Origin of the sequence: Amycolatopsis sp. lyj-346, from assembly GCF_046548975.1 — a bacterium.
In the GTDB taxonomy this organism is placed as follows: domain Bacteria; phylum Actinomycetota; class Actinomycetes; order Mycobacteriales; family Pseudonocardiaceae; genus Amycolatopsis.
Genome location: NZ_JAJPWT010000006.1, coordinates 222664 through 236733 on the forward strand (window position 1 = coordinate 222664; position 14070 = coordinate 236733).

Annotated in this window: 13 protein-coding genes; 7 read left to right on the forward strand and 6 right to left on the reverse strand. The window is 74.1% G+C overall.

Annotated features, from left to right (window positions below; genetic code table 11):
• Positions 1 to 39: 39 nt before the first annotated feature.
• Together ACLJQE_RS20955 and ACLJQE_RS20960 are read left to right on the forward strand one after the other, a co-directional pair.
• A complete protein-coding gene (locus ACLJQE_RS20955; protein ID WP_410640982.1) occupies positions 40 to 831 on the forward strand; it encodes a hypothetical protein in 792 nt (263 codons plus the stop codon).
• 262 nt (positions 832 to 1093) lie between these two features.
• On the forward strand, positions 1094 to 1864 hold the full coding sequence (locus ACLJQE_RS20960) for a sugar phosphate isomerase/epimerase family protein (protein WP_410640983.1): 771 nt from the start codon (positions 1094 to 1096) through the stop codon (positions 1862 to 1864).
• A 69-nt stretch (positions 1865 to 1933) separates the two neighbouring features.
• Here the strand turns inward: ACLJQE_RS20960 and ACLJQE_RS20965 are convergent, their stop codons facing one another.
• The gene (locus tag ACLJQE_RS20965) at positions 1934 to 2605 is read right to left on the reverse strand and encodes a lytic polysaccharide monooxygenase (RefSeq protein WP_410640984.1); all 672 of its coding nucleotides are present in this window, start codon (positions 2603 to 2605) and stop codon (positions 1934 to 1936) included.
• A gap of 435 nt (positions 2606 to 3040) precedes the next feature.
• Between ACLJQE_RS20965 and ACLJQE_RS20970 the strand changes: the two genes are divergently transcribed.
• Complete coding sequence (locus tag ACLJQE_RS20970; protein WP_410640985.1) at positions 3041 to 3718, forward strand: hypothetical protein; 678 nt, start codon at positions 3041 to 3043, stop codon at positions 3716 to 3718.
• A gap of 22 nt (positions 3719 to 3740) precedes the next feature.
• Positions 3741 to 5513, forward strand: coding sequence for a GMC family oxidoreductase N-terminal domain-containing protein (locus ACLJQE_RS20975; RefSeq protein ID WP_410640986.1), 1773 nt, complete (start codon positions 3741 to 3743; stop codon positions 5511 to 5513).
• 449 nt (positions 5514 to 5962) lie between these two features.
• Here ACLJQE_RS20975 and ACLJQE_RS20980 read toward each other — a convergent pair whose 3' ends face one another.
• The 4 genes from ACLJQE_RS20980 to ACLJQE_RS20995 form a co-directional block, all read right to left on the reverse strand.
• Positions 5963 to 6769 (reverse strand): MBL fold metallo-hydrolase, encoded by an 807-nt coding sequence (locus tag ACLJQE_RS20980; RefSeq protein WP_410640987.1) that lies wholly within the window; start codon positions 6767 to 6769, stop codon positions 5963 to 5965.
• 66 nt (positions 6770 to 6835) lie between these two features.
• Entirely contained in the window at positions 6836 to 7447 is a 612-nt protein-coding gene (locus tag ACLJQE_RS20985) for a DUF3618 domain-containing protein (protein ID WP_410640988.1), read from the reverse strand.
• A complete protein-coding gene (locus ACLJQE_RS20990) occupies positions 7444 to 7872 on the reverse strand; it encodes a phage holin family protein (RefSeq protein WP_410640989.1) in 429 nt (142 codons plus the stop codon). The genes ACLJQE_RS20985 and ACLJQE_RS20990 overlap by 4 nt, the downstream gene beginning before the upstream one ends.
• A complete protein-coding gene (locus ACLJQE_RS20995; RefSeq protein WP_410640990.1) occupies positions 7872 to 8681 on the reverse strand; it encodes a hypothetical protein in 810 nt (269 codons plus the stop codon). The genes ACLJQE_RS20990 and ACLJQE_RS20995 overlap by 1 nt, the downstream gene beginning before the upstream one ends.
• 235 nt (positions 8682 to 8916) lie before the next feature.
• On the opposite strand from ACLJQE_RS20995, the gene ACLJQE_RS21000 reads away from it, so the two are divergent.
• The 3 genes from ACLJQE_RS21000 to ACLJQE_RS21010 are packed head-to-tail and all read left to right on the forward strand — an operon-like array spanning position 8917 to position 10868.
• Positions 8917 to 9300 (forward strand): STAS domain-containing protein, encoded by a 384-nt coding sequence (locus tag ACLJQE_RS21000; protein ID WP_410640991.1) that lies wholly within the window; start codon positions 8917 to 8919, stop codon positions 9298 to 9300.
• A gap of 30 nt (positions 9301 to 9330) precedes the next feature.
• Positions 9331 to 10140: a nucleotidyltransferase family protein gene (locus ACLJQE_RS21005; protein WP_410640992.1), complete on the forward strand. Its 810-nt coding sequence runs from the start codon at positions 9331 to 9333 to the stop codon at positions 10138 to 10140.
• Entirely contained in the window at positions 10137 to 10868 is a 732-nt protein-coding gene (locus ACLJQE_RS21010; RefSeq protein WP_410640993.1) for a metallophosphoesterase family protein, read from the forward strand. Before ACLJQE_RS21005 ends, ACLJQE_RS21010 begins: the two co-directional genes overlap by 4 nt.
• A 5-nt stretch (positions 10869 to 10873) precedes the next feature.
• On the opposite strand, the gene ACLJQE_RS21015 is transcribed toward ACLJQE_RS21010, so the two are convergent.
• Positions 10874 to 14068 (reverse strand): BTAD domain-containing putative transcriptional regulator, encoded by a 3195-nt coding sequence (locus ACLJQE_RS21015; protein ID WP_410640994.1) that lies wholly within the window; start codon positions 14066 to 14068, stop codon positions 10874 to 10876.
• Between the last annotated feature and the right edge of the window lie 2 nt (positions 14069 to 14070).

The window sequence follows — 14070 nt, forward strand, 5'->3', positions numbered from 1 at the left end:
AGCAGGTGATGCCTGCTGCGACGAGTGAGAGGTGATCACATGAGCCAGGGCGACGCCCCGGTCGGGCGATCGGTGAAGACGGCGGCGGCCGGCGTACGGGATCTCGCCGCGGAGGCCGCGCGGGTGGGGGCGGCCGCGGCCGCGCGGGCGGTCGAAATCACCGATCGGAAGCTGGCCGAGGGCAAGGACGAACTCGCGAAGGTGGGCCGGGCGGCGACCAAGGACCTCGACAAGAGCACGCGGTCGTCACGCCGTGACGTGCTGGCGAACTCCGGCGCCGCCCGCGACGAGGTGCTGGCCCGCGCGGCGAAGATGCGCGACCCGGGCCGCAAGGCGGCCCAGGCGGTGGCGACGGTGGTGAGCTCGGCCGGCGACTCCGGCCGGCGGCGCCGGAAGGCCGTGGCCACGGCGAAGCGCGACCTGGCGGTGGCGCTTCAGGAGGCGAAGGGCGTGGCGCGCGGGGAGCGCACGAAGCGGTCCCGCTGGCCGTGGCTGGTGGCGATGGGCGCGGTGGCGGCGGCGATCGTGGCGGTCGTCCAGATCCGCCGTCCGAACCCGCTGGCCGAGGAGAACGCTGCGAAGCAGCCGGAGGACAAGCCGGCAACCCAGCCGACGGCGACCACGGCCGAAGCCGCCAAGCCGGCCCCGGCCCCGCAGCCGGCGGCAGCCAAGCCGGCGCAGGCCCCGACGCCGACCTCGCAGGCGGCGGCCAAGCCGGCGCAGACCCCGACGCCGGCTCCGGCGGAGAAGCCCGCCGACAAGGCGGCCAAGGCCGCCGACGGCGCGAACGGCCGTGCGCCCGCGGGCCGCGGTCAGAACAAGGCCCACTGAGCCGGGTCCGATGCCCGCGCCCGAGGTGATCACGGGCGCGGGCATCGGCGTGCCCGCCTCCGCCGTGGGGGGCGAACGGCGGTGTTGGCCGCCGGGCGCGGGCACCCGGCGCGCCCGCCTCCACAGCGATCCGGAGGTGGACCCTCCACATCACTTTCATAGGGAAAGTGAGGGCGAACGGCGGGGAACCCCAGCCGCGACCGGCGTGGCACGGTGCGGCTGAAAGCGCTTACACTCGCCGCAGCCGAGCGGGGAGGTTGCCATGGGGTGGCGGTTTGCGGTGAGCACGCTGGGGATGCCCGGCATCCCGGTCCGCGAAGCCGTGAGCATCGCGCAAGCCCACCACTGCGCCGGCCTCGAGCTGCGCGTGCACCCCGACGAAGAAGTCCACTTGGGCCTCTCCGGCCCGGCCACCGACGCCGTCCGGTCCGTCCTGGACGGGGCGGGCCTGGCCGTCTCCTGCCTCGCCGGGTACGTGAAAGTCGCCGCGCCCGGGGCCGACCGGCCGGTCGTCGACGAGCTCAAAGCCCTGATCGCCCTGGCGCACCGCATCGGTGCCCCGGGGATCCGCGTCTTCCCCGGTGGGGACGCGGACGCCCGGCCCCGGATCGCCGCCGTCCTCGACGAGCTGCGGGATGCCGGGGTGCGGCTGCTCGTCGAGACGCACGACTCGCACCCCACCGGGGCCGCCGCCCGGAGCCTGGTCGCCGGGTTCGAGGCACCGGACCTGGCCGCCGTGCTGTGGGACGCCGTCCACCCGTGGCGGGCCGGCGAGGAACCGGCCGCCACCTTCGCCGTGCTCGGCCCCTACCTCGGCTACTTCCAGGTCAAGGACGTCGCGGGCCGGCCGGACCCGGCGCCCGTGCCGCCGGGGGAGGGGGTCGTTCCGCTCGGCGAGTGCGGTGAGCTGCTGCGTTCGTGGTCCGGGTGGGTGTCGCTGGAATGGGAAAAGGCCTGGTACCCCGGCATCGCGCCGGTGGACGTCCCGTTGCGGGCGGCCGCGGCCTGGTTCGGCCGGTACGCGCCCGCGTAGCCCGGAGCCGGGCCGCGGGGTGTTCCGCGGCCCGGCTCCGCCCGTGAAATCAGTCAGCCGTGAAGCCGGTCAGCGTCCGGAGAAGTTCACGTCACTGCAGAAGTAGTACGACTGGTCGAGGTGGCTCGCCTGCCAGATGGTGTAGACGATGTGCCGCCCCGTCCGGGTGCCCGCGTTCACCGCGACCTGGTACTGCCCGGCGGGCGCGAGGCGGCCCGTCTGGGCGACCAGTTCGAGGTTGCCCCAGCCCAGCGGCTGGGTGGCCGGGTTGAAGCCCTGCTTGGTGACGTACACCCGCAGGTAGTCGGCGCCGTGGCGGGCCTGGTCGGTGATGGTGAGCGTGAACCGGTTGTCCTTGTTCGCCATCTGCCACGCGCCGACCGTGTCGAGGGCGTTGTACCGGGGCGCCTGGGTGCGGCCGCCGCTGCACAGCGTCCCGTCCGGGATGGCGCCCTGGTGGTTGCCCTTGACGCCTTCGCGGTAGAGCCCGTTCCAGTTCCACATCGCGTTCGGGTCGGCTCGCCAGGCCTGCCAGCACATCGGGTCCGTCGTCGCCATCGCCGGGTTCTGGAAGTCGCTGCCCCAGCGGTTCCAGCAGCCGTAGTTGCGCGAGGGCGGGTCGGTCGCCGACCCGTGCGCGTCGGCGACGCCACTGAGCACGCCGCCCAGCAGCACGGCGGTCACGGCCGTCACCACCAGGGAAAGCAGGGTTTTGCGGGGGCGGATCCGTCGGGGAACCACGCTGTCCTCCTTCGTCGGTGCCCACCTTGGGAGCGCTCCCAAGGTGACGCCGGACGACCATACGCGGCGCGCCCGCCACCGGCCACCGCACGATCTTCGCCGAACCGTTGCGGTGCGGTGGTTTCCGGCACGGAAGCGGACTGAACGGTTACTGAACGGCGGAAGGACGCGGCCCCCGGGCCGCCCGATCGGCCCGGGCCGGGAGACGCCCGGTGAGCACGGGGCCGGCCGGCTGCTCCGCACGGGTGCATCCGGAAAAATTGTCACCGGAGGACGGGGAAAGCCCCGCGGATCCCGTCTCCCGCCACAACCCGGCCGGGGCCGATCGGGTGATCCGCCGGTGCCGGCAGGAGAAGGGGCGGGACGCGCCTAAAGTCGTCAGGCACGGACGTTTCCGAGGCATTCCCCGACCGGACGAGAAACGTGGTGGTGATCATGGTTGCTCCTGTCCCGGAACCCCCGGAAAATGCGCCGATCCGGCGGCGGGTGGTGCTCGGCGGCGCCGCGGCGATCCCCCTTCTGCTCGCCTTGGGCAGTCCCGTTCCGGCCCGGGCCGCGGTCCTCCCGCTGCCACCGGTCGACGACGCCCTGGACGGGCTCGCGGCCTTCCTCGTGCCGGGCCGGGACGCGTTTTCGGTCCGGCAGGGACGGACGTCGAGCACCGACGGCGGCGTGGCGGCCGGTGCCGGTCCGGCCCTGCGGTACGGCTACGACCAGGCGATTCCGTACCCGATCGTCGGACGGCCCTTCGACCTGAACCTGCCGGGCGCGGCCGCGGTCGCGGCCATCCTCAACCTCGTGGCGATCGAGGTGGACCCCATGGCCGCGTTCGGCCCGTTCGCCGCGTCGTTCGCCAACCTCTCCTTCGCGGGCAAGGTGGAGGTCTTCCGGCGCCTCGAGGAACCGGGACTGGCCGACGGCACGCCGGTGCGATTCATCCTCGACACGCTCCCGACGCTCGCCGCATTCCTCGCCTATTCCGAAGCGGGGGTGTTCGACCGGGTGACGAATCGGCTGACCGCGGTTCCGGTGGGCTGGCGGATCAGCGCCTACCAGGGGGTCGGCGAAGGGTGGAGCGAATTCCGGGGCTATTACCGCGGAATCGACCGGTGACGGACTAGGGAGGCACCAGCGCATGCGCGACATCGTGGTCGTCGGGGCCGGCGGCGGTGGGCCCGTCGTGGCCAAGGAACTCGCCGCGCGCGGGCTGGACGTGCTCGTGCTCGAAGCCGGGGCCCGGCACCTGCGCCCCGAACAGGAGTGGACGCGGCTGGAGTACGACACCAACGAACCGCTCACCGGGCGGTTCCGGGTCGGGCCGGCCCGGCGCGAGGAAGCGCCGTGGCTGCGGGACTTCCCGCAGAACTCGTTCGTCTGGCAGATCGCGGGTGTCGGCGGGACGACCCTGCACTACTTCGGCAACAGCCCGCGCCCGGCGCCCGGCGTGTTCGCCGGCTACGAAGGCGCGGACCGGGCCGAGTACGACACCGCGCACGTGTTCCCGTTCACCTACGGCGAACTCCGGCCGTACTTCGAGTGGTGCGAGGAGACGCTCCCGGTGCGCACCGCGCCGATGGGCACCAAGGAAGCCGTCTTCTTCCGCGGCGCCGAGCGGATGGGGCTGGTCCACCAGACCTGGAAGGACCTGCGGGGCCCGTCCTACCGGGCGCAGGAGAACGCGATCCTCCAGCCGCACGGCACGGCGGGCCGCACCGGCGACCCGGCCCGGCTCCTCTTCCCCGAAGCACAGGGCTGCACCTTCTGCGGGCACTGCTTCCAGGGCTGCCTCGAACCGCGGCGCGCGCCGCGCAACCTCAAGGCCAAGCGTTCGACCGACAACTCCTACGTCCCGATGATGCTCACCGCGGACGCGTGGGCGCCGGGCGGGCGGGCCGCGGAGCTGCTGACCGGCGCCTACGTCGTGCGGGTGCTGACCGAGCAGTCCGGTTCGCGGACGGTGGCGCGCGGGGTCGTCTTCCGCACGCCCGACGGCGCGCTGCACACCGTGGAGGCCCGCGTGGTCGTGCTCGCCGGCGGCTGCGTCGAAAACCCGCGGCTGTGGCTCAACAGCGGCCTGCCCAACCCGAACGACTGGGTGGGGCGCGGGCTGACCGAGCACCACCTCGACTGGGTCGTGGGCGTCTTCGACGAACACACCGGTGCGGCCAAGGGCGCCGGCTCCAACTGCCGGATGGACTTCCCCGGCTACGGCGGCGTGGAGAACGTCTGCCTGCCGCCGGCGTTGCAGGCCTTCGCGTTCGCCTACAGCGACGCCGGGATGGCCGGCTACTACGACAACGGCGCGGGTGTCGGCCCCCAGGGCGCCGACACGCTCGGGCGGCTGGTCGGCACCGACCTCAAGGCAGCACTGGGCGACGTCAACAAGCTGCTCACGGCGCTCGTGGTCACCGACGACGACGTCCAGCCCGGGAACCGGGTGACCCGGTCGCCGGTCATCCCGCCCGACCCGCACGGCCCGGTACCGCGCGTGGAGGTCCGCCACCGCGCCCGCACCGCGCGGACCCGCCGCAACCGCGAGCACCTCGCCGCGCGCTCGGCCGAGCTGATGCGGCTCGCGGGCGCGCGGCGGGTGCACCGGCTCGGCTGGGCGCCGCTGCTGCTCCACGTGCAGTCGAGCATGCGGATGGGCTTCGACGCCGCGGACTCGGTGCTGGACGGCACGGCCGAGGCCCGCTGGGTGGACCGGCTGTACATCGCCGACAACTCGGCCCTGCCCAACGCGGTGGGCGGCGCCAACCCGACGTTGACGACCCAGGCGCTGGCGACCCGCACGGCCGAGAACATCTTCGGCACCTACTTCGGCGGTGAGCCGTGGGTGGGGCGGGAAGCGCCGACGTCGTCCGTCGACGACCGGGTCACGCAAGCGGTGCTGGCCCGCGGGCTGTGAGTCCTTTGAGGACTTGAAGCGATCTCCGTTCGGTGCTATACGAATAAGGGAGAGCAGGACATGACCTGGTGACATCGCGAGACGATCCGGGGAGTGAACGACGATGCCGGACAGGAAACGTCCGGGTGTCCGCCTGCTCGCCGCGAAGTGCCCGCGGCGGGAGAGAGCTCCTCCGCGGCCGCGGACGGCGAAGCGAACGGACACCGAGGAAAGGGGAGTGATGCCGTGACGGCTTCCGGGTTTTCCCCGGCGACGGCGTGCGCTGCCTGCCCCGACAGCGGCCGGTAGAGCCTCTTCAGGCCCGGCCACCGCGCCTCCAGGCGCAGCTCGCGGCAGCGACGCCGGCGTGCCGGGAGCCGTCGAGTTCGCGCAACCAGGACAACGGTTTCGACACGCTGGTTCCTCCGCAGGTCCCGGTGCCGCCCGGCGGCACCGGGACCGTGCCGGGATCACAGGGAAAGGAATTCGCCCCGCTGCAGCAGGTGCACCCGGGTCGGCGGACGGCGGCGCCGGACCTCGTCCAGGAAGCTGGACACCGGTGAGTGGAAAAGCCCGTAGTCGTCGAAGTGCACCGGGACCGCGCGCCGGGGCTCCAGCAGGTTCAGCAGGTCCACGCCGCCGCGGTGGTCGAGCGTGACCAGCACGCCGAACGCGCGCGTGCCGCCCAGGTGCACGACCGCGAGGTCGAGGCCGGGGAAGTGCTCCCGGATGGTCCGCAGTTCGTCGTGCAGCACGGTGTCGCCGCTGAAGTAGATCCGGAGTGGCTCGGCCTCCGGCGTCGCGCGGTACTCCAGGACGCTGCCCATGACCGGCGGGAGCAGCCGCCGGGCTGGCCCCGGGGCGTGCCGGGCGGGCACGGACGTCACCTTGAGCCGCGCGTCGCCGTCCGAGAAGGTCTCCGTCGTCCACGTCGGCAGCGGGAGCGGCGCGTGAAAACCCCGCCGCAGCAGCCGGGTGGCCGCGTGCCCGGTGGTGAGGATCGGGGTGTCGCGAGGGAGTTCGCGCGAGGCGATCCGGTCGAAGTGGTCGCCGTGCAGGTGGGAAAGGAGCACCGCGGTCAGCGGCGGCAGGTCCGCCGGCTGCAGCGCGGGTTCGGTGCGCCGCCGGGAGAACAGGCCCTGTCCGAAGTAGGACCACTGGCCGCGGTGCAGGAAGTTCGGGTCGGTGAGCAGCGTGAACGGGCCCAGCCGGAGCACCGTGGTCGCGGTCCCCACGAACATCAGGGAGTCGCCGCGGGGTGGGGCGTACGCGGACATCGGAATTCCTTCCCGCGGGCAGGGGCCGGGGCGCGGCCGGGCGGGCCGCGCCCCGGAACCGGCGCCTCAGCTCTGCGAGCGCACGTTCTCCCGGGCCTCCTGGGCGCGGTCGGTGACGTCGCCGGTGGCCGAGCGCGCTTCGTCCTTGACCGTGGACGCCGCGTCGGCCGCTTCCGACTTCACCGACTGGGCCGCCTGCTGCACGGGCTCCCGCAGGTTCTCCTTCAGTTCCTCGGCCGCGTGCTGGGCCACCGGGGCCACGTGCTCGCGGGCGAGGTCGGTCGCCTGACCGGCGAGCCGGCGCTCCGGCTCGCTCGCGGGCAGCAGGGACGACACGAGCCAGCCGGCGCCGAAGGCGATCAGGCCGGCGGCCAGCGGGTTGCCCTGCGTACCGCGCCGGATCGACGCCGGCGCTTCGCTGACGGCGTCGGCCGCCGAGCTCACCTTGTCCTGGGTGGTCGAGGCGACCGAGCCCACCTTGTCGCCCGCGGTCGACGCGTGGTCGGCCGCCGTGCCCATGACGCGGTCCCGCGCGTTGCCCACTGCCGTGCGCATCCGGCCGATGCGGCGTTCGACGATCCGGCCCGGCGTCACCTTCTCGGTGAGGGCGTTCACGTCCGTGCTGAGATTGCGTTGCGTACCTTCGATTTCGCGGCGGATCCGCTCCGGTTCGGTCATGATCGTTCGCCTTTCAGTGCGTCGGGGACCTGTTGCAGCGTCTCGACGGTGCGTTCGGGTTTCGGGTTGATCCGGCGGACTTCGCGCCGTCCCGTCGTGTAGAGCACGGCACCGGCGATCACCCACACGACCGCGACGATCAGCGCCGCCCAGCCCCCGTCCATCACGTTCTCCAGGGCCTGCCACAGGGCGATGGAGAGGAACAGCGCGACCATGTAGCCGGCGAACCCGGCGCCGCCGAGCATGCCCGCGCCCTTCGCGGCCTTGCCCGCCTCGGCCTTCACCTCGGCCTTCGCCAGTTCCACCTCCTGCCGCACCAGAGTGGAGACGTCTTTCATCACGTTGGACATCAGCTCGCCGACCGAAGCGTCGGCGACGTCGACGGGCTCACCGGCGCGGGGCGCGGGCCCGGGTGCCTGGGTCATCACGGCACCTGCCCCGGCGCGGAGAAGCGGGGGTTCGGCTGGGGCAGGGCGTCCGGCGGCTGGGGCGCGGTGTACCCGCCGGGCGCCGCGGCCGGACGGCTCGGCTGCGGGAGGCCCTCGGTGGGCTGCGGCGCGTTGTACCCGCCAGGGGCGGCGTATCCGGTGCCGGCCGGCTGGCCTTGCGGCTGGGACCCGGCGTATCCGGCGGACGGCTGCGGCACCGCCGGGGTCGCGGCGGGGCCCGCGTGCGGCTGCGGAGTGCCGGCCCGGCCGTTCGGCGAGGTCTCCGTCTCCTTCTGCTGCGCGACGACGCCGCGGGTGAGCCGCCCGACGAGGGCACCGGCGACGGCCGCGCCGACCAGGAACGTGCCGGGACGGCGGCGGGCGAGGCGCCGCACCTCGTCCAGGAGGTCACCGGGTTCGCGGCGCTCGAGCCAGTCGGCGACCGAGCGCGTCCGGTCGGAAACCTGGCGGGCGACGTCGCCGGCGAGGCCGGGGTTGTCGGTCTGCTCCGCCATCCGCTCCAGCTGCCCGGCCAGCTGGTGGAGGCTTTCGGCCGCCTTCCGCTGGCCGTCCTTGGCCTGCGACTGCAGCTGTTCCCGGCCTTCGCGGAGCAGGTCGCGCGCTTCCTGCTGGGCGTGCTCGGCCACGTGCTTCGCTTGGTCCGCGGCGGTTTGCGCGACTTCACCACCCCGGTCGGTGGCGGTGGAGGCCACCTCGCGGGCTTCTTCCTTGGCGGTTTCCGGCTTCGACGGCGATCCGCTGCCGTGCTGCTGCGGCGGTGACTGACCGCCGGGTCCCTGAGTCATCTCGACCTCCTGCGGGAGAGGCACTTCCGCGCCTGAGTGGGTACCGATGGCGACCATCGGCCTGGTAGGGCGGCTGGCTACCCGGGTGGCCAGGGGATAAACCGGACACCCGGCAGCGGCGCGGGCGGGGCCGTCCGGGGTCAGCTGCCGGGTCGTTCGTCCCGCGGTTGCCCGGCAAATCGATGACAAAACGATGCAATCGATCTAGGGTCGGCAGCGACGGAAGGAGCAGCCCGTGACCGAGGACGGGACGCCCACGCTGACGGTGCGCGTCCGCGCCGTGCCCGAAGCCGTCGTCGTCGCGGCGGCGGGCGACCTGGACTTCGGCACCGCGCCGGTGCTGCGCGCGCGGGCCCGGTCCGCGCTGGACGGCCGGCCCGGCGCACTCATCGTGGACCTGGGCGCGATCACCTTCTGCGGCTCGGCGGGGCTGCAGGTCATCGCCGAGCTGGTCGCCGCGACGGCGGACATGGCGCTGCCGTTCGCGGTCGTCGCCGACCGGCGCCCGGTGCTGCGCTCGCTGCAGCTCACCCGGATGGACGCCACGCTCGCGCTGCACCCGACCGTCGACGGGGCCCGCGCGTGGCTCCGGCAGCGGCCGGGGACGAACGGCGGTTAGGGCGGCCCCGGTCGCGGGTAGTCCTCTGCCATGGAAGCGGAGGCGCTGTTGCAGAGCCTGACCCGCGTCGTGACCGTGCTCGACGGCACGGGCATCCGGTTCGCCGTGGCCGGCGGGCTGGCTGTCTACGCCCGCGGCGGACCGCCGTCGGACCACGACGTCGACCTGTTCCTCAAACCCGGTGACGCGGAGCGGGCCGCGGAGGTGCTCACCGCCGCGGGACTGCGTCGCGTGCACCCGCCGGAGGACTGGCTGACGAAGGTCTACGACGGCGACATCCTCGTGGACCTCATCCACGGACCCAACCACCGGCCGGTGACCGACGAGCTGCTCGACCGCGCCGCGCTGATGCGGATCGGGTCCACCGCGGCGCCGGTCGTCGCCGGCACCGACCTGCTGGTGGACAAGCTGCTCGTGCTGAGCGCGCACCGGTGCGACTTCGCGCCGCTGCTGCGGATCGCCCGTGACCTGCGCGAGCAGGTCGACTGGACCGACGTCGCCGTGCAGGTGTCGGCGTCCCCGTACGCCCGGGCGTTCCTGGCACTGCTCGGCGACCTGGCCGTGATCGACCCGAAGGAGGCACTCGTGCCCGAACCACCGCAGTACCTCGTCGCCCGGCTCAGCCGGGTCCTCGCCGAAGACCCCCGCACCGCCGAGCTCGGCGTGCACGTGACCGTCCGGGGCGAGCACGTCCACCTGACCGGCGAAGTCACCTGCCCCGCGCGCAAGGCGGAGGTGGACGCCGTCGTCGGCGAGTACCTGACCGGGGAGCTGGTGCACAACGACATCCGGGTCGCCGACGTCCGCGAACCGGCGAGCGCGGAGGAGATCGGCCGATGAGGATCGCCGCGGTCGGGGACGTGCACCTGGGCGAGGATTCCCGCGGCCTGCTCCGGCCGGCCCTGGAACACCTCGCCGGCACCGCCGACGTCCTGCTGCTGGCCGGGGACCTGACCCGGCACGGCACCATCGAGGAAGCCCGTGTCGTGGCGGACGAGCTCGCCGGGCTCGGCGTGCCGATCGCCGCGGTCCTCGGCAACCACGACCACCACAGCGACTACGCCGAGGTGATCGCGAACCTGCTGAAGGAGACCGGGGTCGAGGTGCTCGAGGGCGACGCGGTCCGGTTCGACCTGCCGGACGGTTCCCTGGGTGTCGCGGGGGTGAAGGGCTTCGGCGGCGGGTTCGCCGGCAAGTGCGCCAGCCGGTTCGGCGAGCGGGAGATGAAGGACTTCGTCGAGCACACGATGGCGTCGGCCGATTCGTTGCGCAAAGCGTTGCAAACCCTCGACACGGACGTCGTCGTCGCGCTGACGCACTACGCGCCGATTCCCGGCACCCTGCACGGCGAGCCACCCGAGATCCACCCGTTCCTCGGTTCGTACCTGCTGTGCGAGCCGATCGACGAGGTGGGCGCGGACCTGGCGTTGCACGGCCACGCCCACTTCGGGTGCGAGCAGGGCGTGACTCCCGGCGGGGTGCGCGTGCGGAACGTGGCGCAGCCGGTGATCCGGAAGGCGTACGCGCTCTACGAGCTGCATCCGGCGGAGCTGTCCGCGCGCCGCTGACGCGCTCACTGCGCCAGGAGCGTCCGCACCGCCGCCAGCACCGGGCGTTCGCCGGCGGCGGCCAGGATCTCCTCGGCCGTGCGCCAGCATTCGCGGGCCGCGGCGGGGCCGGTCGAGGTTTCCCTCGCCCGGCCGAGCACCACGAAGGCGTACGCCTCGCCCATCCGGTGCCCGGTGGCCCGGAAACCCGCGATCGCCCGGACCGCCAGGGTTTCCGCGGTGGCCGGGTCGCCCGCGGTGACCGCCGCCCACGCCAGGCTGGTCCGCGCCTGCTCGGCCAGCAGCCGGAAGCCGCCCTCTTCGGCGTCGCGCAACGCGGTCCCGGCGTGCGTGACCGCGTCGTCCGGATCCACAGTGGACAGACCGATCAGGGTGGCGATCCGGCCGCGCAGGTAACCGATCTTTTCCGCCAGCCGGAAGGCTTCGGTGTACTCCGCCAGCGCCGCGGCCGGGTCGCCCGTCTGGCGGTGGAGGTCGCCGAGCGCGCCGAGCGCGTCCACCTCGAACCGCTGGTTGCCCGCCTCGCGCGCCACCGCCACCGCGAGCCGTGCCGCCGGCCACGCCTGGCCGAAGTCGCCGGTCACCCGGTGCACCGCGGCGAGCCGCACCAGCGCGTCCGCCTCGTCGTCGCGGGAACCCAGCTCCCGCAACGCTTCCAGCGCCTCGGTGAGCACGACGCGGGCGCGGGCGAGGTCGCCCGACACGCGGTAGCCGTACCCGAGGTTGCACCGGGCGATCGCCGCCGCGTGCGGTGAACCGAGCCGGCGGCAGAGGTCGAGCGCACGCTCGTTGTGCTCGATGCCTTCGGCGAGCCTGCCGTGTTCGATGAGCACGGCACCCAGGTTGATCAGCCCGTTCGCCGCCCGGATCGACGTGCCGCTGCGCAGCGTGCCCGCCAGCGCCGCGGTGAAGTGCTCGATCGCCCGGTCGAGCCGGCCGAGATCCAGGTGCACGACGCCGAGTGCGTGCAGGACCGAGTCCGCGCCTTCGCGGGCCCCGGCCGCGAGGTAGGACGCCTGGGCGGCTTCGAGTTCCGAGAGCGCCGTCTCGTAGTCGCCGCGGCTCCAGGCCAGCGCGCCGAGGCTGTGCCGCATGGCCCCGGCCGCCCGCTCGTCGCCGGCCTGCCGCGCGGCGGCCAGCCCGGCGGTCGCCGCCGCCTGCCATTCGGCGTCGAGCCGGTGCGAGTGGAAGAAGCCGCGCAGCAGGTCGGCCGCCCGCCAGGCGAACGGCCCCGGCTCCCGCCCGGCGGTCCACCGGATCGCGGCCAGCACGTTGCCGTGCTCGGCCAGCAGCCACCGGCGGGCCTCCGCCGGTTCGACGGCTTCGCCGCTTTCGGGTGCGTCGGGCAGCCGCTGCAGGTCCGGGTAGAGGGCGGTCGCCGCGCCGGCCGCGGCACGCAGGTAGTACCCGAAGAGCCGGTCGAGGGCGGCCGCCCGCTCGGCCGCCGGGAGCTCGGCACGCGCCCGCCCGGCGGCGTACGCGCGGAGCAGGTCGTGCAGGCCGAACCGGTCGCCGCCGCGGGGTTGCACCAGGTGGCTCGCGGCCAGCTCCCACAGGAGCCGGCCGGCCTGCGGTTCGGCCACCCCGGCCAGTGCCGCCGCGCCCGCCACGCCGACGTCGGCACCGGGCACCAGCCCGAGCAGGCGGAAGAACCGGGCCGCCGCCGGGGAAACGGCGTCGAACGACAGGTCGAAGGGCCGCCGGACGCCGAGCTGCTCGAGGTCGGGCCCGGCCAGCTCGGCGAGGTAGCCGTGCAGCGACCGGTCCGGCCACAGCGCGAGGTTCGCCGCGACGATCCGCAGCGCCAGCGGCAGCCCGGCGCACAGCCGCACCAGCTCGCGGGCGGCCGTCTCCTCGGCGGCGACGCGTTCCTCGCCGACGACCGAGGCCAGCAGCGCGAGTGAATCGCCGGGCGGCAGCTCGCCCAGCTCCACGAGCCGGGTGTCCACGGTGGCGGCCAGTCCGCAGAGCCGGTCGCGGCTGGTGATCAGCACCGCGCAGCCCGGGCTCCCCGGCAGCAGCGCGCGCACCTGGTCCGGCCCGGCCACGTTGTCCAGCACGATCAGCACCCGCCGGTCGGCGAGCACCGAGCGGTAGAGCGCGGCGGCGTCGGCGAGCTCGGTCGGCACCTGGCCGGGCCGGACGCCGAGCGCGTGCGAGAACCGGGTCAGCACCTCGAGCTGCGCGAGCGCCGGAACCGTCGAATAGCCCTGGAGATCGGCGAAGAGCTGGCCGTCCGGGAAGTGCCGTGCGGCGCGGTGCGCCCAGTGCACGGCCGCGGTCGTCTTGCCGACCCCGGCCGGCCCGACGAGCAGCGCGATCGGCGGATTCGGGCCGGGCGCCCGGCCGGGGCCGATGGCTTCATCCAAAGTGGACATCAGCGGGCCGCGGCCGACGAGCTTGGCGACGTCGGGCGGCAGCTGCCGCGGCCGGAACTCCGGCCGCGCGGCGGCGGGCGGTTCTCCGGGTGCCTCGTCTGCCTCGTCGGCGAGGATCGCCCGGTGGGCGCGCCGCAGCCGTTCGCCGGGACCGACCCCGAGTTCACCGGTGAACATCCGGTGCACCTCGCGGTAGGTCTCGAGGGCGTCGGCGCGGCGGCCCGAACGGTGCAGGGCCTCCAGGTACAACGCCCAGAACGCCTCCCGCCACGGGTGCTGGCGGGTCACCCGCGCCAGCTCGCCGGTGATCTCGCCGGGCCGGCCGAGTTCGAGGCTGACCTCGAAGTAGCGCTCCTGCGCCCGTAGCCGTTCTTCGGCGGGCTGGTCGACGTCCTCCCGGCTCAGCACCTCGGCCGGGACGTCGGCGAGCACCGGGCCGCGCCAGCAGGCGAGCGCGGCGGCGAGCAGTTCGCGTTCGGCCTCCGGGCGCGGCTCGGCCCGCGCGGCGGCGGTCAGCTCGCGGAACCGCAGCAGGTCGTGCCGGTCGGGCCGCACGCGCAGCAGGTAACCGGTCGGCTGCGTCTCGACGACGCCGTCACCGAGCGCCCGCCGCAGCCGGACCGCGTGCACCTGGAGGCTCTTGCGCGCGGTGTCCGGCGGATCGTCGCCCCACAGCAGCTCGGTGAGCCGCTCGAGCGACACCGTCGTGTTCGGCCGCATCAGCAACGCCGCCAGGAGGGCCCGCACCTTGGGCCCGGTGACCGGGACGGGCTCGCCGTCCCGCTGGACCTGCAACGGTCCCAGCACCCCGAAGCTGAGCACTC

What these genes read in the sequence shown, in the direction of transcription:
- ACLJQE_RS20985 (WP_410640988.1), bottom strand. Translation starts at nt 7,447, where the DNA reads ATGACCGAACCGGAGCGGATCCGCCGCGAAATCGAAGGTACGCAACGC.
- ACLJQE_RS20955 (WP_410640982.1), top strand. Translation starts at nt 40, where the DNA reads ATGAGCCAGGGCGACGCCCCGGTCGGGCGATCGGTGAAGACGGCGGCG.
- ACLJQE_RS20995 (WP_410640990.1), bottom strand. Translation starts at nt 8,681, where the DNA reads ATGACTCAGGGACCCGGCGGTCAGTCACCGCCGCAGCAGCACGGCAGC.
- ACLJQE_RS20960 (WP_410640983.1), top strand. Translation starts at nt 1,094, where the DNA reads ATGGGGTGGCGGTTTGCGGTGAGCACGCTGGGGATGCCCGGCATCCCG.
- ACLJQE_RS20975 (WP_410640986.1), top strand. Translation starts at nt 3,741, where the DNA reads ATGCGCGACATCGTGGTCGTCGGGGCCGGCGGCGGTGGGCCCGTCGTG.
- ACLJQE_RS21010 (WP_410640993.1), top strand. Translation starts at nt 10,137, where the DNA reads ATGAGGATCGCCGCGGTCGGGGACGTGCACCTGGGCGAGGATTCCCGC.
- ACLJQE_RS20980 (WP_410640987.1), bottom strand. Translation starts at nt 6,769, where the DNA reads ATGTCCGCGTACGCCCCACCCCGCGGCGACTCCCTGATGTTCGTGGGG.
- ACLJQE_RS20970 (WP_410640985.1), top strand. Translation starts at nt 3,041, where the DNA reads ATGGTTGCTCCTGTCCCGGAACCCCCGGAAAATGCGCCGATCCGGCGG.
- ACLJQE_RS20990 (WP_410640989.1), bottom strand. Translation starts at nt 7,872, where the DNA reads ATGACCCAGGCACCCGGGCCCGCGCCCCGCGCCGGTGAGCCCGTCGAC.
- ACLJQE_RS21005 (WP_410640992.1), top strand. Translation starts at nt 9,331, where the DNA reads ATGGAAGCGGAGGCGCTGTTGCAGAGCCTGACCCGCGTCGTGACCGTG.